This window comes from Malaciobacter pacificus (assembly GCF_004214795.1).
Classification (GTDB): Bacteria; Campylobacterota; Campylobacteria; order Campylobacterales; family Arcobacteraceae; genus Malaciobacter_A; species Malaciobacter_A pacificus.
Map to the genome: position 1 here is coordinate 362,524 of NZ_CP035928.1, position 18,657 is coordinate 381,180.

The 18,657-nt window shown below is 29.3% G+C and carries 19 protein-coding genes and 1 pseudogene; 15 read left to right on the forward strand and 5 right to left on the reverse strand.

The window, feature by feature from the left end:
* Nucleotides 1-266: 266 nt before the first annotated feature.
* Nucleotides 267-1,568 (forward strand): annotated as a pseudogene (locus APAC_RS01900) (methyl-accepting chemotaxis protein); the annotation flags it as partial.
* A gap of 14 nt (nucleotides 1,569-1,582) precedes the next feature.
* Here APAC_RS01900 and APAC_RS01905 read toward each other — a convergent pair.
* Nucleotides 1,583-1,927, reverse strand: a complete 345-nt coding sequence (locus APAC_RS01905; RefSeq protein WP_130232506.1) for a winged helix-turn-helix transcriptional regulator — start codon at nucleotides 1,925-1,927, stop codon at nucleotides 1,583-1,585.
* A 129-nt stretch (nucleotides 1,928-2,056) separates the two neighbouring features.
* Between APAC_RS01905 and APAC_RS01910 the strand changes: the two genes are divergently transcribed.
* A complete protein-coding gene (locus APAC_RS01910) occupies nucleotides 2,057-3,031 on the forward strand; it encodes a YhdH/YhfP family quinone oxidoreductase (protein ID WP_130232507.1) in 975 nt (324 codons plus the stop codon).
* A gap of 233 nt (nucleotides 3,032-3,264) precedes the next feature.
* On the opposite strand, the gene APAC_RS01915 is transcribed toward APAC_RS01910, so the two are convergent.
* Together APAC_RS01915 and APAC_RS01920 are read right to left on the reverse strand one after the other, a co-directional pair.
* On the reverse strand, nucleotides 3,265-3,723 hold the full coding sequence (locus tag APAC_RS01915; RefSeq protein ID WP_130232508.1) for a DUF302 domain-containing protein: 459 nt from the start codon (nucleotides 3,721-3,723) through the stop codon (nucleotides 3,265-3,267).
* Nucleotides 3,720-4,871 carry an ABC transporter substrate-binding protein gene (locus APAC_RS01920; RefSeq protein WP_130232509.1) on the reverse strand — a complete coding sequence of 384 codons (1,152 nt, stop codon included), beginning with the start codon at nucleotides 4,869-4,871 and terminating at the stop codon, nucleotides 3,720-3,722. Before APAC_RS01920 ends, APAC_RS01915 begins: the two co-directional genes overlap by 4 nt.
* 162 nt (nucleotides 4,872-5,033) lie before the next feature.
* Between APAC_RS01920 and APAC_RS01925 the strand changes: the two genes are divergently transcribed.
* The 13 genes from APAC_RS01925 to pqqE all read left to right on the forward strand — a co-directional run bounded on the left by APAC_RS01925 (nucleotide 5,034) and on the right by pqqE (nucleotide 16,293).
* Nucleotides 5,034-5,453 (forward strand): cupredoxin domain-containing protein, encoded by a 420-nt coding sequence (locus tag APAC_RS01925; protein WP_130232510.1) that lies wholly within the window; start codon nucleotides 5,034-5,036, stop codon nucleotides 5,451-5,453.
* Nucleotides 5,454-5,474: 21 nt separating this feature from the next.
* On the forward strand, nucleotides 5,475-6,437 hold the full coding sequence (locus APAC_RS01930) for a PQQ-dependent catabolism-associated beta-propeller protein (protein ID WP_130234562.1): 963 nt from the start codon (nucleotides 5,475-5,477) through the stop codon (nucleotides 6,435-6,437).
* A gap of 307 nt (nucleotides 6,438-6,744) precedes the next feature.
* Nucleotides 6,745-8,631: a methanol/ethanol family PQQ-dependent dehydrogenase gene (locus APAC_RS01935; protein WP_130232511.1), complete on the forward strand. Its 1,887-nt coding sequence runs from the start codon at nucleotides 6,745-6,747 to the stop codon at nucleotides 8,629-8,631.
* A 73-nt stretch (nucleotides 8,632-8,704) separates the two neighbouring features.
* Entirely contained in the window at nucleotides 8,705-9,400 is a 696-nt protein-coding gene (locus APAC_RS01940; protein WP_130232512.1) for a pentapeptide repeat-containing protein, read from the forward strand.
* Between the two features lie 23 nt (nucleotides 9,401-9,423).
* Nucleotides 9,424-9,498: a pyrroloquinoline quinone precursor peptide PqqA gene (gene pqqA, locus APAC_RS13500; RefSeq protein ID WP_130234563.1), complete on the forward strand. Its 75-nt coding sequence runs from the start codon at nucleotides 9,424-9,426 to the stop codon at nucleotides 9,496-9,498.
* A 141-nt stretch (nucleotides 9,499-9,639) separates the two neighbouring features.
* On the forward strand, nucleotides 9,640-10,362 hold the full coding sequence (locus APAC_RS01950; protein WP_130232513.1) for an ATP-binding cassette domain-containing protein: 723 nt from the start codon (nucleotides 9,640-9,642) through the stop codon (nucleotides 10,360-10,362).
* A gap of 3 nt (nucleotides 10,363-10,365) precedes the next feature.
* Complete coding sequence (locus APAC_RS01955) at nucleotides 10,366-11,148, forward strand: ABC transporter permease (protein WP_130232514.1); 783 nt, start codon at nucleotides 10,366-10,368, stop codon at nucleotides 11,146-11,148.
* A gap of 78 nt (nucleotides 11,149-11,226) precedes the next feature.
* Entirely contained in the window at nucleotides 11,227-13,002 is a 1,776-nt protein-coding gene (locus APAC_RS01960) for a PQQ-dependent methanol/ethanol family dehydrogenase (RefSeq protein ID WP_130232515.1), read from the forward strand.
* A 37-nt stretch (nucleotides 13,003-13,039) separates the two neighbouring features.
* Nucleotides 13,040-13,114, forward strand: coding sequence for a pyrroloquinoline quinone precursor peptide PqqA (gene pqqA / locus APAC_RS01965; protein ID WP_130234564.1), 75 nt, complete (start codon nucleotides 13,040-13,042; stop codon nucleotides 13,112-13,114).
* Nucleotides 13,115-13,256: 142 nt separating this feature from the next.
* A complete protein-coding gene (gene pqqB, locus APAC_RS01970) occupies nucleotides 13,257-14,174 on the forward strand; it encodes a pyrroloquinoline quinone biosynthesis protein PqqB (protein ID WP_130232516.1) in 918 nt (305 codons plus the stop codon).
* A 14-nt stretch (nucleotides 14,175-14,188) separates the two neighbouring features.
* Nucleotides 14,189-14,935, forward strand: a complete 747-nt coding sequence (gene pqqC / locus APAC_RS01975; RefSeq protein ID WP_130232517.1) for a pyrroloquinoline-quinone synthase PqqC — start codon at nucleotides 14,189-14,191, stop codon at nucleotides 14,933-14,935.
* The gene (pqqD, locus tag APAC_RS01980; protein ID WP_130232518.1) at nucleotides 14,904-15,173 is read left to right on the forward strand and encodes a pyrroloquinoline quinone biosynthesis peptide chaperone PqqD; all 270 of its coding nucleotides are present in this window, start codon (nucleotides 14,904-14,906) and stop codon (nucleotides 15,171-15,173) included. The genes pqqC and pqqD overlap by 32 nt, the downstream gene beginning before the upstream one ends.
* Complete coding sequence (gene pqqE, locus APAC_RS01985) at nucleotides 15,163-16,293, forward strand: pyrroloquinoline quinone biosynthesis protein PqqE (protein ID WP_130232519.1); 1,131 nt, start codon at nucleotides 15,163-15,165, stop codon at nucleotides 16,291-16,293. The genes pqqD and pqqE overlap by 11 nt, the downstream gene beginning before the upstream one ends.
* A gap of 28 nt (nucleotides 16,294-16,321) precedes the next feature.
* Here the strand turns inward: pqqE and APAC_RS01990 are convergent, their stop codons facing one another.
* Both APAC_RS01990 and APAC_RS01995 read right to left on the reverse strand, forming a co-directional pair.
* Complete coding sequence (locus tag APAC_RS01990) at nucleotides 16,322-16,987, reverse strand: hypothetical protein (RefSeq protein WP_130232520.1); 666 nt, start codon at nucleotides 16,985-16,987, stop codon at nucleotides 16,322-16,324.
* Between the two features lie 124 nt (nucleotides 16,988-17,111).
* A complete protein-coding gene (locus APAC_RS01995; RefSeq protein WP_130232521.1) occupies nucleotides 17,112-18,560 on the reverse strand; it encodes an acetyl-CoA carboxylase biotin carboxylase subunit in 1,449 nt (482 codons plus the stop codon).
* Nucleotides 18,561-18,657 lie beyond the last annotated feature (97 nt).

Sequence of the window (18,657 nt, forward strand, 5' to 3'; positions counted from 1 at the left end):
AAATGAGAAATGATTCTAGATTTGTAAAAGATTTAGATGATGAAATAGTTAAAGAGCTAAATTCAACAATTGGTGTATGGGAAGTAAAAACAGACACAACCATAGCAGGTTTCGAAAAAAATCAAGAAAAAGGTTCATGGATTATTGATGATTATAGGGGAGTGTCTGTTTTAAGTGTATTTGAAAAAATAGATATTTTCCACGGTACACAGTGGCTTTTAGTGGCAGAAATTGATGAAGATGAAGCTTTAAAATCAGCCTATGAATTGAGAAACTTTGTATTAATTGTTTCTATAATTTGTATTATTGTTTTCTTATTACTTTTAATAGTTTCCATTAGTAAATTAATTATTAATCCAATTGAGAATTTAAAGAGAGGTTTAGACTCATTTTTTGCATATTTAAATCATAAAACTGATAATGTCAAAGAGCTTGAAATTATCTATGAAGATGAAATTGGACAGATGTCTAGGGTTATTAATGAAAATATAAATTTAACAAAAAAAGCTATTGAAGAGGATAGAAAATTAATTGATGAAACTATTGCTGTTCTTAGTGAGTTTGGACAAGGCGATTTATGTCAAAGAATAAATCTAAATGTCTCAAATCCAGCTTTATTACAACTAAAAGATGTTTTAAATAACATGGCAAATAATTTAGAAGAAAATATTGATAAAGTACTAGATATTTTAGAAAAATATTCTAACTATAATTATCTTGATAAAGTTGATAACAAAGGTTTAAAAGAGGACTTACTTAAATTAGCTAATGGTGTGAATAATTTAGGAAATTCAATTACAAATATGTTGATTAAGAATAAAGAAAATGGATTAACCATTGATGAAACATCAGAAATTTTATTAAATAATGTTGATGAATTAAATAGAAGTTCAAATAATGCAGCGGCTTCCCTTGAAGAGACATCTAGTGCAATTGAACAAATAACATCAAATATTAGAAGTAATTCTGAAAATATTTATGAAATGACTCAATACTCACAAAAAGTAAATGAATCATCTTCAAGTGGGCAAGTTTTAGCAAATGAAACAAATACAGCTATGGATGAAATAAATAGTAAAGTACATGCAATTAATGAAGCCATTGAAGTAATTGATCAAATAGCATTTCAAACAAATATTTTATCTCTAAATGCAGCAGTTGAAGCTGCAACAGCAGGTGAAGCTGGGAAAGGTTTTGCTGTAGTTGCCCAAGAGGTTCGAAATCTAGCTAATAGAAGTGCTGAAGCTGCAAAAGAGATAAAAGATTTAGTTGAGGATGCTACATCTAAAGCTAATGAAGGCAAAGGTATTGCTTCTAAAATGATTGAAGGGTATAAAGAGTTAAATTCAAATATCGAACAAACTTTAGATTTAATCTCTAATGTTGAAAAAGCAAGTAAAGAACAACTTTTAGGAATAGAGCAAATTAATAGCACTGTTTCACAGCTTGACCAACAAACTCAAAAAAATGCACAAATTGCATCTCAAACAAGAGATATTGCCTCAACTTCAAATACTATGGCAAAACAGATATTAAAAGATGTAGATGAGAAAAAATTTAAGCAATAAAAAAATATAGAAATCTATTTTCTATATTTTTCTTTATGAATCTCACCCCATAAATACAACTGTTTTAATATAGGTTTTAAAGTTTCACCATAAGGTGTGAGTGAGTATTCTACTTTAGGTGGAACTACTGGATAAACTTCTCTATTTATTATTCCATCTTCTTCAAGTTCTCTTAACTTTTGAATTAGCATCTTTTGTGTAGTTCTAGGTAATAGTTTTTGTAGCTCACTAAATCTTTTTGTTTCGCTTCTTAAATACCATAAAATTAATATTTTCCACTTACCTGCTAATACATCAAGTGCAGTTTCAACTGGACATTTCTCATAATCTTCAATATTTTTATCAATTTTTTTAGTCATTAAAGTGCCTTTAAATCACAATAGTATCTTTTTAGATAGTACATTTCTTTTTAGTATGTACTTGTTTGATTAGTATATTTTAGCTAAAGTTACACTATAAAGTAAATATATTTAAAAAAAGGAATTAATATGAAAGCATTTATTGTAGAAAAAATTGAAGATAAAAAATTTGAATCATCATTAAAAGAGATTGATACTCCAAAGATAGAAAAGGATGAAGTTTTAATAAAAGCAACTTATTCATCATTAAATTATAAAGATGCATTAAGTTCTGTTGGAAATCCAGGTGTTACAAGAGTATTCCCACATGTTACTGGTATTGATGTTGCAGGTGTTATTGAGCAATCTAATAGTGAAAACTTTAAAGTTGGACAAGAGGTATTAGTAACTGGATATGATTTAGGTATGAATACAAATGGTGGTCATAGTGAATATGTGAAAGTTCCAGCTTCTTGGGTAGTACCAAAACCAGAAAATATAACAGATAAAGAGATAATGACTTATGGAACAGCTGGATTAACAGCAGCATTAAGTGTAAATGAGTTATTAAACAATGGCATTAAAAGTGGAAAAGTATTAGTAACAGGAGCAACTGGTGGTGTTGGAAGTATTGCTGTTTCTATTTTAAGTAAATTAGGCTTTGAAGTTGTGGCAATTTCTGGAAAAGAAGAGAAGATTGAGTTCTTAAAAGCTTTAGGTGCAAGTGAAGTAATTTTAAGAAAAGATTTTGATGTTGAAAATAAAAGACCAATGGGAAGTGAAAAGTATGATGGAGTTATTGATACTGTTGGTGGAAATATTTTAGCAGAAGCTTTAAAAGTTATAAAATACGATGGAGTTGCTACTTGTTGTGGTTTAACATCATCATTTGAGTTAAATACAAATGTATTCCCATTTATTTTAAGGGGAGTTAGATTAATTGGTATTGATTCAGTTGAATGTAAAATAGAGAAAAAAATAGCTGCTTGGGTAAAAATAGCTGATGAGTTTAAAATTGATACTTTAGATGATTTAACAAATGAAATAACATTAGAAGAGGTAAAAGAGGCTTATGAAGCCCTATTAGCTGGAAAAGCAGTTGGTAGATATTTAGTTAAAATTTGAGTTTAGGAGTAAAACCCTAGCTCAAACTAGTAAAAATAGTATAAAAAAGGTAAAATTAAGTTTTTATTAAGTTCTATATGTTATGCTTAAAAGTAATAAAATATTACTAAAAGGATTAAATTATGAATGTAAATACTTATGATGCATATTATAATAATAAAGTTTCATCTGAAGATATAAAAGGTATGTTTAAAATAGAGTTGGGGATTATTGTAGCTTTAACTATTCTTATTTTAATTTAAGCTATCCAGTAAAATCTTTTTTAATTTCATATTTATATCATCAGCAATTTTATCATTGTTTCTTAGTTTATGATACTTTCTAAAAGAAATATATCTATGATTTTTATCAGAATAAACTGAAATGTTTAGTGGGCAATAAGTTATATTCTCAATATTTTCTTCATGCATTTGTAGTGTGAAACTACTTTTGCATATTAAAATATTTTTACCTTTGTTTAGCACTGCTTGTTTATCTAAATATTCAGCAATTTCTTTAGTAGATTTTGCTAAATCAAGTTCATGTACAACAACAAAACTATTGAATTCAATTTCTGATTTTAAATCTACATATAATTGTTCAAATGATGTATCATCTATTTTTATAGTGTATATATAATCATTTTCAATTATCTCATATTTTGCAAAAGCAAAACTAGTAAATATTAAAAGTGAAGAAATGAATTTTTTCATTTCTTACACTCCATTTCAAATGGTGCAATACCTAAAGTATCTAAATCAGTAGTTGGATGTAAAAATCCTTCTTGTGGAGAAGTTGTAATTAAAGCTCTTGGTTGAACTAAACTAATTGGCATTCTTAGTTGACCATTATAATTTCTAAATGAAATTTTTCTTCCCATATACGCTGCTAAATCAAATTTATCTGAGTGAATATAATCAAGATTTGTTTTTAAATCAGCAGTATTTGTCTTTGTGATTGCACCTATGATAGATCTTATTGCCGTCCAGTTTGTATAATCTTTTGATTGCATCCATCTATTTGAAAATTTTTCAAATCTACTTTGCATTTGAGCTGCTCCCCAAGCTTCAATAACTTTATGCCATGCAGTTGGAGTTAATCCTTGCGTTCCAGCAATTGGTCTTGGAAGCCAAGTATTAAAATACATAAATTCACCAAAGTCACCGTAATGGTCAGCTAAAACAATTAAATCATAATCATTTGCTTGTGTAAATACTGGAAATTCACTATTAGCTTTTCTTCTAATATCGCTATTGTTATCCCAAACTTTTTCTTTTACAATTTTAGCATTAAACTTTTTTACTGATCTTTTTATATCTTTTACAATCTCTTTATCTTTTTGATTTTCTCCACTAATTAAAAAGATATCTTTAAAATCTCTTTTTACTAAAAATTGTACTAATCCATCATAAAGCATTGCATTAGAAGGTGCTGTATGAAAGAAATTTGGTAAACAGTAGTTTTGTCTTAAAGATGTTGTTGGACTACTTGCGTTAATCATTAAAGCTTTTTTAGAAAGAGGATTTTCTAATAACTCTTTTAATAGATCATCTTCAACATTTAATACTATATAAGAGTTACCATTGTTTATAAACTCTTCAAAATTCTTTTTTAATTCTGCCTTATCGTAAGATATCTTTTCAATTAGATTAAAATGTTGTTTTAAAAATCTTGCACTTTTATTACTATCTTTTACTGCAATTTGAGCACCTTTTAATCCTAAGTCTTCGGGATCTTCAATTACATTTGAAAGTACAGGTGGTTTTTCGATTTTTTGTTCTAGATATAAAATATTTACTTCTAAATTGTTTGCATTTACCAATCCAAGTAAAAAAAGAAAAACAATAATAACTCTTCTCATATTTATTCCTTAATAATTTTAAATTATTATACAAAAGTTATATAGCATAAATACAGCATTAATTGAGTTAAATTTTTAAATAAATTAAGAATAAATTAATGCTAAATTAATGCTATACTCTTTAAGTACAATTTTGAAGTTTAATTTTAAAAAGGAAAGAAAATGAAAAAAATCTTATTATTTGTAGCAGCGCTACTAGTTACATCTGAGTTTGCAATTGCAAAAAATTTAAAGGGTTTATTACATTCAAGAACAACATTAGAGCCAATCACTATTAGTGTAGGTAAAGAGCTTGCTGCTAAACCTTATAAACTTGAAGCTGGTAAATATTATAAATTAGTTTTAAAAAGTGATGGTTCTAGAGAAGTTCCAATTGTAGGTGCAGAGTTTTTTAGAAATATTTGGGTAAACCAGGTTTCTATTAATGATATTGAAGTTAGACCTTTAGGTTTAGATGGATTCGAGTTTGATGATGAAGGTGAGATAGAACTTACTTTTGTAACTATTAAACCAGGTACTTATACATTAGGTTTACCATCAGCTAAAAGTGATAGAGAAAGAGCAATTTTTATTGTTGAATAAATTTTATAAAGGGTATTAATGATGAAGAAATTAATTCTAACATCAATTTTAACTGCATCTATTCTAAGTGCAGATACAGTATTTGTATCAAATGAAAAAGATAACACTATAACAGTAATTGATTCAAAAACAGAAAAAGTTATAAATACTTATGAAGTAGGTCAGCGACCTAGAGGTATTTTGTTAAGTAATGATTATTCAAAACTATATATTTGTGCAAGTGATGATGATACAGTTCAAGCTATGGATACAAAAACTGGAAAGATTTTATATAATCTTCCTTCAGGTGAAGATCCAGAACAGTTTGCATTACATCCAAATGGAAAAGAGCTTTACATTTCAAATGAAGATGATGGTATCGTAACAATTGTTGATGTTCCAAATAAAACTGTAATTTCACAAGTTGAAGTAGGTTTAGAGCCTGAAGGAATGGCTGTTAGTCCAGATGGAAGTGTAGCTATTAATACATCTGAAACTTCAAACTTTTTACACTGGATTGATACAAATACAAAAGAGATAATCCATAATACTTTAGTTGATGCAAGACCAAGACATATTGAATTTACTAAAAGTGGGGATAAAATTTGGGCATCAAGTGAAATTGGTGGAACTGTGATGGTTGTTGATACTAAAACGAAAGAAGAGATTGCTAAATTTGGTTTTAAAATTCCTGGTATTTTTAAAGACTTAATTCAACCAGTTGGTATTAAATTAACTGATGATGGGAAATATGCTTTTGTTGCACTAGGTCCAGCAAATCATGTTGCAGTAGTTGATGCAAAAACATATAAAGTTATAAAATATTTATTAGTTGGGAAAAGAGTTTGGCAATTAGATTTTGCAAATAATCAGAAAAAACTATACACTACAAATGGTGTAAGTGGTGATGTTTCAATTATTGATGTGGAATCTTTAAAGGTAGAAAAGACAATAAAAGTTGGAAGATATCCTTGGGGATTAGCAGTAATTCCAAGCGATAAATAATAATAACAAATTGGGAATGTTGATACTTTAATCAATATAAATTAAATAATCTATAAATAGCTTGGATACTTTCTCCTTCCAAGCTATAATTTCTTTAAAAAATCTAAAAATAAAACTCAATATTTAATTTTCAATTAAAATCAAAATATATATTTTATAATAAAATTCATATTAATTATATATAAATTTACAAATTTGAAACTTTTGCTAAACTCAAGCTATAGTATAGATATATAATTACATAATTGTTTTAAAATAATTACATATAAATGTATTAATTTAAAATAAATTTTTTTAAGGAGAGACGATGAAAAACAATATGTTACAAAAAGCAGCTATTGTAACTTTTATTGGTTTATTAGGACTTCAATCAAGTATTGCAAGTACTGATACAAAAAAAGTATCGTGGGAAGATATACTTAATGACAAAAATACAACAGAAGATGTATTAATGTATGGTATGGGACCAGAAGCAACTAGATATTCTAAATTAGATCAAGTTAATACTAAAACTGTAAAAGATTTAGTACCGGTTTGGAGTTACTCATTTGGTGGAGAGAAACAAAGAGGACAAGAATCACAAGCATTAGTTCATGATGGGAAAATTTATGTTACAGGATCATATTCAAGAATATTTGCATTAGATTCTAAAACTGGTAAAAAAATTTGGTCTTATGAACACAGATTACCAGCAGATATTAAACCTTGTTGTGACGTAATCAATAGAGGTGCAGCTATTTTTGGGGATAAAGTATTCTTTGGTACTTTAGATGCAGGTATTGTTGCTTTAAATAAAGATACTGGAAAAGTAATTTGGAAAAAAAGATTTGGTTATGAAGATAGACCAAATAAAGGTTACCAAGACGGTTATACAATGACTGGTGCACCAACTATTGTAAAAGATAAAAAAACTGGTAAAGTAATGTTAATTCACGGTTCATCAGGAGATGAATTTGGTGTAATTGGTAAATTATTTGCACTTGATCCTGATACAGGAAAAGAGATTTGGATGAGACCAATGGTTGAAGGTCACTACGGAAGATTAGATGGTAAGAAATCTACTCCAACAGGTGATCCAAAAGCTCCAACATGGCCAGATGACAAAAATAACCCAACTGGTAAAAAAACTGCGTGGAGCCACGGTGGTGGTGCACCATGGCAAAGTGCTAGTTATGATTATGAAACAAACTCAATTATAATTGGAACTGGTAACCCAGCACCATGGAATACTTGGGAAAGAACTGCTGATGGTGGAGATCCAAGAGATTGGGATAGTTTATATACTTCAGGTCAAATTGCAGTTGACCCTACAACTGGTGATATTAAATGGTTCTACCAACATACACCAAATGATGCATGGGATTTCTCAGGAAATAATGAGTTAGTATTATTTGATTATGTAGAAAATGGTAAAACAATTAAAGCAACAGGTCATGCAGATAGAAATGGATTCTTCTATGTAATTAATAGAGAAGCTATGCCTAAAGCTGAAAAACAAAGAGAAGATCAAGCTAGAAGATTTATTAAAGCGTTCCCTTTTGTTGATAAAATCACATGGGCAAGTCATATTGATCCAAAAACAGGTAGACCTGTTGTAGATCCAAAGCAATACCCACCATTACCAAAAGAAGGTGAGACAAGAGGTGAAGCTATTCAAGTTGCTCCACCATTTTTAGGGGGTAAAAACTGGAATCCAATGGCATATAATGAAGATACAAAATTATTCTATTTAGGTGCGAATCACTGGGAAGAAGATTATTGGACTCAACCTGTTAAATATAAAAAAGGTGCAGCATATTTAGGTCAAGGGTTTAGAATTAAAAGAACTTTTGATGATCACGTTGGTATTTTAAGAGCAGTGGATCCAGTAAAAGGTGAGATTGTATGGTCTCATAAAGAGAAATTACCATTATGGGCTGGTGTATTAACTACAAAAGGTGGTTTAGTATTTACAGGTACTGGTGAAGGTTATGTAAAAGCATTTGATGCAAAAACTGGTGAAGAGTTATGGAAATTCCAAACAGGTTCTGGAATTATTTCTTGTCCAATTACTTGGGAAGAAAATGGTGAACAATATATTGGTTTAGCTAGTGGATACGGTGGTGCTGTACCTTTATGGGGTGGAGACATGGCTGATTTAACTAAACCTGTTTCTCAAGGTGGATCTTTCTGGGTATTTAAACTTAAAAAATAATTTTTTACGCAAATTGGGAATTAAAGTATATAAAATTATTAGTATATGAGTTAATAACACTTAAAGGTATATAATGAGAAATTTGATAATCATACTAGTTGCTTTTGTTGGCTTTCTTTATGGATATGAAGATGATATAAAAGTAATTAATGGATGTAAACTAGTGCCAAATACACAATGTAAAAAAGTTGATTTAAGTAATCAAAATCTTTCAGGCTTAGATTTAAAAGGATCTAACTTTGAAGGTGCAAATTTTGAAGGCTCTATTCTTGATGGAACGGATTTAACTAAGGCTATACTTAAAAATTCGAACTTTAAAAATGCAAAATTAAGGCATGCAATTTTAAAGCAATCAGATATAAGTAATTCAAATTTTGTGAATGCAAATTTAGCAAGAGCAGATTTAAGACATGCAAATATGAAGGTCGCACAAGCATCAAATGCAAATTTTGATGGAGTAAATGCATGGGCTTTATTTGCTCAAGGAAGTAATTTTGACAACTCTTCATTTCATGGTGCTAATTTTCAATTTGCAAGAATGAGTGGTTCTAGTATGCGAAATTGTAATTTACAAGCTATAAGTTTAGAAGCAGCATGGATGACTAGGGTAAATTTTGAAAATTCAAACTTTACTAATGCTTATTTACAAGAGACTAAATTAGGTAATTCATCTTTACTAAAAGCAATTTTTACTGGAACTAGAATTCATTATGCAAATTTAAGTGGAGTTCTTATGGATGATTGTATAGATTGTCCCACAAATTGGTAAATCTTATAAAGGAGGTAAATGACATGAAATGGGAAACACCTATGTTTATAGATAATAGATTTGGTTTTGAAGTTACAATGTATATTTGTAATGAATAATAAAAAATAACTGGTCTCCTTTAGTTTTTAGGATATATAACTTGAGTTTTTCAAGTTATATATCTCTTACAATTAATATGCTAAATTAATGCTACAAACATTTCATATAATTAATATAAATTCAAAAAATATGTGGTAAACATGAGTAAAAATATATTAGAACTAAAAGACGTTGAGTTTTCTTATGGTAGTAAAAAAGTATTAAACAATATATCTTTTAACATAAAAGAAGGAAGTTTCTCTGTTCTTCTTGGATTAAACGGTGCAGGTAAATCTACAGTTTTCTCTTTAATAACAAGACTTTTAAAATTGCAAGTAGGAAAAATTAATATAAATCAATATCCAATTAACGAATATTCAAAAGCTTTAAAAGATATTGGAATAGTATTTCAAGAGCCAACTTTAGATTTAGACTTAACAGTTAAACAAAATTTATATTATTATGGTTCATTAAAGGGCCTAAATTTCAAACAAACACTTGAATCTATTGGTGATGAGATTGTAAGACTTGAACTTCAAGATTCTCTTGATACTCCAGCTAGAAGATTAAATGGAGGACATAGAAGAAGAGTTGAAATTTTAAGAGCACTTATAAATAGACCTAAGCTTTTATTACTAGATGAACCAACTGTTGGTTTAGACTTAAAAAGTAGATTTGATATATTAGAGTATGTAAGAGATTTAGTAAAAAGAGAAAATCTTTCAGTACTTTGGATTACACATCTATTTGATGAGGTTAATGAAGAAGACGATATTTCATTTATAAAAACTGGTCAAATTGTTGAAGCTGGTATTGTAAAAGATATTGTAGCAAAATATGAAAAAGAAAATTTAGTTGAAACATTCAACCATTTAGTAAGGTAAAAAATGAATATTTATTTTAATTGTATGAAGGGTATTGTTTATAAAGAATTAATTAGATTTATAAAACAGAAAAGTAGATTTTTTTCAGCATTAGTAAGACCTCTTTTATGGTTATTTATTTTTTCTGTTGGATTTAAAACAGCATTAGGTTTAGCTATAACACCTCCATATGAAACATATATAACTTATGAAACATATATTGTTCCAGGACTTGTTGGAATGGTTTTACTTTTTAATGGTATGCAAAGTTCATTGACTATGATTTTTGATAGAGAAATGGGAAGTATGAAAATTCTTTTATCATCTTATATAAATAGAAACTACTTATTATTTTGTAAAATGTTTGCTACATCAATTGTTTCTACTATTCAAGCAATTACGTTTTTATTAATTGCAAAATGGTATGGAGTTGATATTAGTTTTCTAGCAATAGTTATTACAATTCCTGTAATTATTATATCTTCTATAATTCTAAATGCTTTTGCACTATTTTTATCCTCTGTAATCAAACAGTTAGAGAACTTTGCAACAGTGATGAATTTTGTTATTTTCCCAATGTTCTTTTTAAGTTCAGCGCTTTATCCTTTATGGAAAATAAAAGATTCTTCAATTTTATTATTTGAAATATCATCATATAACCCATTTACTTATATAGTTGAAGCCATAAGGTTCAGTTTATATCTAAAATTTGATATTCAGGTTTTTTTAATATTAGGAATTTCTCTTGTTATTACCCTTATAATGGCATTTGTAGGATTTAAATCTAAAAAAGTTAATCATGGCTAAATTTACGCTATATTTCTCATGTATACTTTTGCTTAGACAAATTCCCAATTTGTTATCAAAATTTTTAAGGAGAGACTTATGTTAAAAAACAGATTGCTTACAAGTGCAGCTGCTGTATCATTATCTGCATTACTTACAGGTTGTGTAGCTGATAGTAATGTAGCTAAAACAGAAGCTAGCGCGACAAAAGCTGCTTATACACCAGTTACTAGTAACGATGTATTAAATGATGTAAAAACTACAGGTGATGTATTATCAAATGGTATGGGATTACAGGGACAAAGATTCTCACCATTAACTCAAATTAATAAAGAGACAGTTAAAGATTTAGTACCAGTATGGAACTTCTCTTTTGGTGGTGAAAAACAAAGAGGTCAAGAATCTCAACCATTAATTAAAGATGGTGTTATGTATGTAACTGCTTCATATTCAAGAGCATTTGCAATTGATATTGCAAGTGGTGAAGAGTTATGGCAATATGATGCAAAATTACCTGATGCAATTTTACCTTGTTGTGATGTTATTAACAGAGGTGGAGCATTATATGATAACTTATTTATCTTTGGAACATTAGATTCTAAATTAGTTGCTTTAGATAGAAAAACTGGTAAAGTTGTATGGAAGAAAAAAATAGAAAACTATAAAGATGGTTACTCAATTACTGCTGCTCCAATTATCGTTAAAGATATGGTAATCACTGGTGTTGCTGGTGGTGAGTTCGGAATTGTAGGTAAAGTTGAAGCTAGAAGTGCAAAAACTGGTGAAGTTATCTGGACTAGACCAACTGTTGAAGGTCACATGGGATACTTAAACGGTAAAGAAAATGGAATTACTGGTGGAGAAGCTGGTAAAACTTGGCCAGGTGATATGTGGAAAACTGGTGGTGCTGCTACATGGTTAGGTGGTACTTATGATCCAGAAACTGATTTATTATTCTTTGGTACTGGTAACCCAGCTCCTTGGAATTCACACACAAGACCAGGGGATAACTTATACTCTTCTTCAAGATTAGCAATTGACCCTGATACTGGTAAAATTGTATGGCATTTCCAAACAACTCCACATGATGGATGGGATTTTGATGGTGTTAACGAATTAATTTCTTTCAACAAAGATGGTAAAAAATATGCTGCAACTGCAGATAGAAATGGTTTCTTCTATGTATTAGATAGAACTAATGGTAAATTTATTACTGCAAACCCATTTGTTTCAAAAATTACTTGGGCAAAAGGAATTGATAAAAATGGTAAACCAATTTTAAATCCAGAAGGAAGACCAGGTAATCCTAATGGTGAATCAAAAGGTAAATCAGTATTCTCAGTACCTTCATTCTTAGGTGGTAAAAACTGGATGCCAATGGCTTACTCTCAAAATACTGGAAACTTCTATGTTCCATCAAATGAGTGGGGAATGGATATTTGGAATCAACCAATTTCATACAAAAAAGGTGCAGCTTACTTAGGTGCTGGATTTACAATTAAACCAATTTATGATGATCACATTGGTTCATTAAAAGCAATTGATCCATTAACTGGTGAAATTAAATGGAACTATAAAAACAAAGCACCATTATGGGGTGGAGTTTTAACTACAAAAGGTGGTTTAGTATTCTTCGGAACTCCTGAAGGTAAATTCTTAGCATTAGATGATGAAACAGGTGAAACTTTATATAGCTTCAATGTTGGTTCAGGAATCGTTGCTTCTCCAGTTACTTGGGAGCAAAATGGTGAGCAATATATCGCAATCGTTTCTGGTTGGGGTGGAGCTGTTCCTTTATGGGGTGGTGAAGTTGCAAAATCAATTAAGAACATTAACCAAGGTGGTACTGTTCACTTATTCAAATTACACAAGTAATTTGAATATTTAAAAATCTATAAAGGAGGTACTAATCATGAAATGGGAAACACCAATGTTTGTTGATAATAGATTTGGTTTTGAAGTGACAATGTACATTTGTCACAACTAAGAAAAGTTAGATACTTTCCAAATTTAGTTTTTAGTTAAAAGTTTTAGTTTATAAACAAGTCAGTTTGCTCAACTGGCTTGTTTTTTTATAATTGAGTTTATGCTAATATAAGTTCAATTATGAAAAGAGAGGTAAGGTTTTTATGAAAATTCAAGTTTTAGGTTCTGGAGCTGGAGGAGGTCTTCCTCAATTTAATTGTAATTGTGACAATTGTAAAGGTTATAGAGAAGGAAAGCCTACAATTAAAAGAAGAACTCAAAGTTCAATCACAATTAGTGAAGATGGTGAAAACTGGGTATTATTTAATACTAGTCCTGATATTTTAGAGCAAATTCACAACTCACCTTTTTTACATCCTACTAAAAAAAGAGAAACTAAAATTAAAGCAATCGTGTTTAATGATGCTCAAATAGATCATACAACAGGTTTATTGATGCTAAGAGAAGGTTGCCCTCACGAGATTTACTGTACAAAAGAAGTAAATGAAGAGTTAAATACATCATTTCCTACTATGAAAATGTTACAACACTGGGATGGTGGTGGAACTAATTGGCATGAAATACTTCCTGATTCAACAACAAAATTTGAAATCCCTGTAATGCCTTCTTATGAGTTTTATGCACATGCATTAATTTCGAATGCACCACCTTATTCAGCTCACAGAGATAAGCCAAGACGTGGTGATAATATTGGAATTACAGTAGTTAATAAAAATACTGGAAAAAGACTGTTTTATCTTCCAGGTCTTGGAGTTATGGAAGATCATGTTTTTGAAGAGATGAGAAATGCAGATGTTCTTTTAATTGAAGGAACACTTTGGACAAATGATGAAATGATTAAAGGAAAGTTCTCAAATAAACTTGGAACTGATATGGGACATATTCCATTAAGTGGTGATGAAGGACTTATTAAAGTATTAGATACTTTAGAAAAGCCTAGAAAAATTTTAATTCATATTAATAATACAAATCCAATTCTAGATGAAAGTAGTGATGAGTATAAAGAATTGATATCTCATGGAATAGAAGTTTCATATGATGGCATGAGTATCGAAATTTAGTAGTAGGAGAAATTATGAGTAAGTTATTAAGTAAAGAAGAGTTTGAAGCAAAACTAAGAGGTATGGGTAGTATGTATCATATCCACCATCCGTTTCATATCAGAATGTACAAAGGAGAATGTACAAAAGAGGAGATTCAAGGATGGGTTGCAAATAGATTCTATTATCAAACAGCAATACCTATTAAAGATGCAGCTATTATGTCAAATAACCCACCATTAGAAGATAGAAGAAAATGGTTAGATAGAATTATTGACCATGATAGCGTTGGTGGTGGAATTGAAGCTTGGTTAGAGTTAGGTGAAGCTGTTGGATTAAATAAAGAGGATTTAATTTCTCATAAGTATGTATTACCTTCTGTTAAATTTGCAGTTGATGCATATATTAACTTTGCTAAACAAAGACCTTGGAAAGAAGCTGCAATGTCATCATTAACTGAGATGTTTGCACCTCAAATTCACCAACAAAGATTATCAACTTGGCCTGATAATTATCCTTGGATAAAACCAGAAGGTTTAAGATATTTCCAAAAAAGATTAAGTGAAGCAAGAAGAGATGTTCAACATGGATTATCAATTACTTTAGAAGAATTCAATACGGTTGAACTTCAAGAGAAAGCTTGTGAGATTTTACAATTTAAATTAGATATACTATGGACAATGTGTGATGCGTTGTATTTAGCATACGAGTTAAAACAACCTCCATACTTCAATATTGAAGGGGCAGAAAATGCACAAAGAAAAATTAATTGCAGTGAATAATCACTTTCAATTGCAATTTGAAAAAGCACAAGATTGCTTTGTATTATTGTATCCTGAAGGAATGGTTCAGTTAAACCAAAGTGCTGGTGAGATTATGAACCAATGTGATGGAACTAAAAATTTTAATCAAATAGTAGAAACTTTAGAAAAAAAATTTGATATGTCTGGACTAGAAAAAGATGTAGAAGCTTTCTTTACTGAGGCATTTGAGAGAAAGTGGGTAAATTATGTCGACTAATGAAAAAGTAAATGATATTAAACCACCATTATGGGTATTATTAGAATTAACACATAAGTGTCCTTTAGAGTGTACTTATTGTTATAATCAATTAGATTTTGCTAATACAAAAGATGAAATGATAAAAGAAGACTGGTTTAGAGTCATGGAAGAAGTGAGAGAACTAGGTGCAGTACAATTAGGAATTTCTGGTGGTGAACCATTACTTAATAAAGACATAGTTGAAATTGTTGCAAAAGCTAGTGAATTAGGTTTTTATACAAACTTAATTACTTCAGGAGTAGGTGCTCCTGAAGGGATTATTGGTAAATTAAAAGATGCAGGATTAAAAACTGTTCAACTTGGTATTCAATCTCATGATAAAGATACTATGACTTTAGTAACTAATCACAAAGGTGCTTATGAGCAAAAGTTAAAAATTGCAAAAGAGATTAAAGATGCAGGATTACAATTAATTGTAAATACTTGTATAACTAGACAAAATATTCATCAAGTTGGTGAGATTATTGAGTTTGCAGATGAGACTTTAGATGCTGATTATTTAGAGATTGCAAATATTCAATATTATGGATGGGCACTACAAAATGTAAATGCGCTTTTACCAAATAAAGAGCAATTAACTAAAGCAAAAGAAGTAACAGATAAATATAGATCAAAAAAGAAAGACATGAAAGCTTTCTTTGTTGTTCCAGATTATTTTGCTGATAGACCAAAAGCTTGTATGAATGGATTAGGGACTACTTTCTTAACTATTAATCCAGATGGAATGGCACTACCATGTAATACAGCAAATACTATGCCTATACAGTGGCCTAATGTTAAGAACTCTTCAATCAAAGAAATTTGGTTTGATTCAGAGCAATTCAATCACTTTAGAGGCGATTCATGGATGAGTGAACCTTGTAGAACATGTGATGAAAGAGATAAAGATTTTGGTGGTTGTAGATGTCAAGCTTATGCACTAACAGGTGATATGCATGCAACTGATCCTGTTTGTTCAAAATCTCCAGACCATGGTGTAATTGAGAAAAAAATAGCTGATAGTGTTAAATTTGCAAACCAAGATTTGGTTTATAGAAATAAGAAAAACTCATTAGCTTTTATAAATAAAACTTTTTAAATAAAAAAGAAGATAGATTAGGAAGCTACTATCTTCTTTTCTTTCTTGACTTTGAAACTCTTTTTGTGTTTATCTTGAAATTATAGTTTATATATTTATTTATCATTGATTCAGATATATCATACATTTGATCTAAACTTGTTTTAATTTCCCAAGTTGATTTATTCTCTTTTGTTGCTAATTCTTTTTTAACTGCAATATTATTTTTGTTATAAATGTCTAGTATTTTTTCAACTGGAAAATTATCAATAAAATCGTATGATCCAAAAGACTTTCCAAACTCTTTTTTATAATTATATATCAAACTAAAGGCAAGAAGTTCAGGAATCCAATAAGAGCCTTTTTCTAATTTGGAAGAGAAGATAGATGTTAGAAATTTATAATAAGCTCTCATTGGTTGAATATTTGTTGAAATCTTTTTTAATAATAAAGATTTATTTTCATTTTGGAAGATATAAATCATAGTCTTAGGAGTAATTATATTATTGTCTAAGTACTCTTTTAGATTTCTAATATGACTTAATATTATTTTTGTATCATTTTCATCTTTTGGTAATTGCATTTTTTGATAATCACTTAAAAGATGATTTACAATAATTAATAACGTATCTAATTTTAATTTTCTCAAATTAATAGATTCACACTGTTTTAATACTAAATCTAGTTGTTTATTTAAATCTTTATTTTTTTCCAAAACCCTTACCTATATTTGATTGAACGTATTTTATGAAAATATTTAATTTAATTCTTCTTTTTAAGTGCTAATAAAATTGTTTATTAGTGCTTATTTTATTATTTAAAATTGTTAAATAAATTGCTTATCTAATATTTAATTTACTATTTTTGATTTTATCAATTAATTTATGTATCTCTTCTACCTTTTTTTCTTCCTCTTCAAGATGATTTTTTGCATCAAGATTAAATTTTTCTAACTTTTTATCTAAATAGTTAGTATAAAATTTTCCATCTTTGAAATCTTTATCCCTTACTATTTCTCTATGAAGAGGAATATTTGTAGGAAACCCTTCAATGTAAAATTCATCTAAAGCCCTTGTAGCTTTTCTTACTGCACCTTCCCAATCTAAAGACCATACAATAAGTTTTCCAATCATTGAATCATAGTTTGCTGGAACTTTATATCCCGTATAAACACTAGTATCAATTCTAACTCCTGGACCTCCTGGTGTTAGGTATTTACTCACAGTTCCAACTGATGGCATAAAGTTTTTTTGAGGGTTTTCTGCATTGATTCTAAACTCAATTGCATATCCTCTAAATTGAACTTCTTCTTGTAAGAACTGCAATTTATCACCTTCTGCAATTTCAATCATTCTTTGAATTATATCAACACCTGTAATAGTTTCAGTTACTGGATGCTCTACTTGAACTCTTGTATTCATCTCAATAAAGAAGATATTATCATCAACATCCACTAAAAATTCAACAGTACCAACACTTTCATATCCAAGTTTGAACATTGCTTTTGTTGCAATTCTATATAGCTCTTTTCTTGTATCATTATTTAATCTTGGACTTGGTGCTATTTCAATTACTTTTTGATGTCTTCTTTGAATAGAACAATCTCTTTCACCTAAGTGCAAAACATTTCCATACTTATCTGCAATTACTTGTATCTCTATATGTCTTGGATTTTCAACATATTTTTCAATAAATACTTCACCTCTACCAAAATATTTTAGGGATTCATTTGTAGCACTTTCAAACATTGAAGAAAAATCTTTTTGCTCTTTTACAATTCTCATTCCTCTTCCCCCTCCACCAAAAGCAGCTTTGATAATCACAGGAAATCCAATCTCATTAGCTATTTTTACACCTTCTTTAACATCTAAAATTGGTTCATTCGTTCCTTCAAGTACTGGAACACCAACTTTCTTCATTGCAACTTTTGAGGCCATTTTATCCCCAAATAGTTCAATATGGTCTGCTTTTGGGCCTATAAAAGTTATTCCATTTTTTTCACAAGCTCTTGCAAAATCAGCATTTTCACTTAAGAATCCATAACCTGGATGAATTGCATCACAATTAGCTCTTTTAGCAATGGTAATAATTTTTTCAAAGTCTAAATATGCTTGTATTACATCTCCCATAATTGGATAGCATTCATCTGCTTTTCTAACCCAAACACCTTCAACATCAGCTTCAGAAAAAATTGCAACACTTTTTATATCTAACTCTTTACACGCTCTTATAATCCTAAGTGCAATTTCACCTCTATTAGCCACTAAAACTTTATTGATTTTATTCATTATTACTTCCTATAATTTATTAAAAATGTAATTGTAGGTTTTTTTAAAAATTAGTTCTTCTTTTAGAATGCTTTATAAGTTGTTCTTTAGTGCTTAT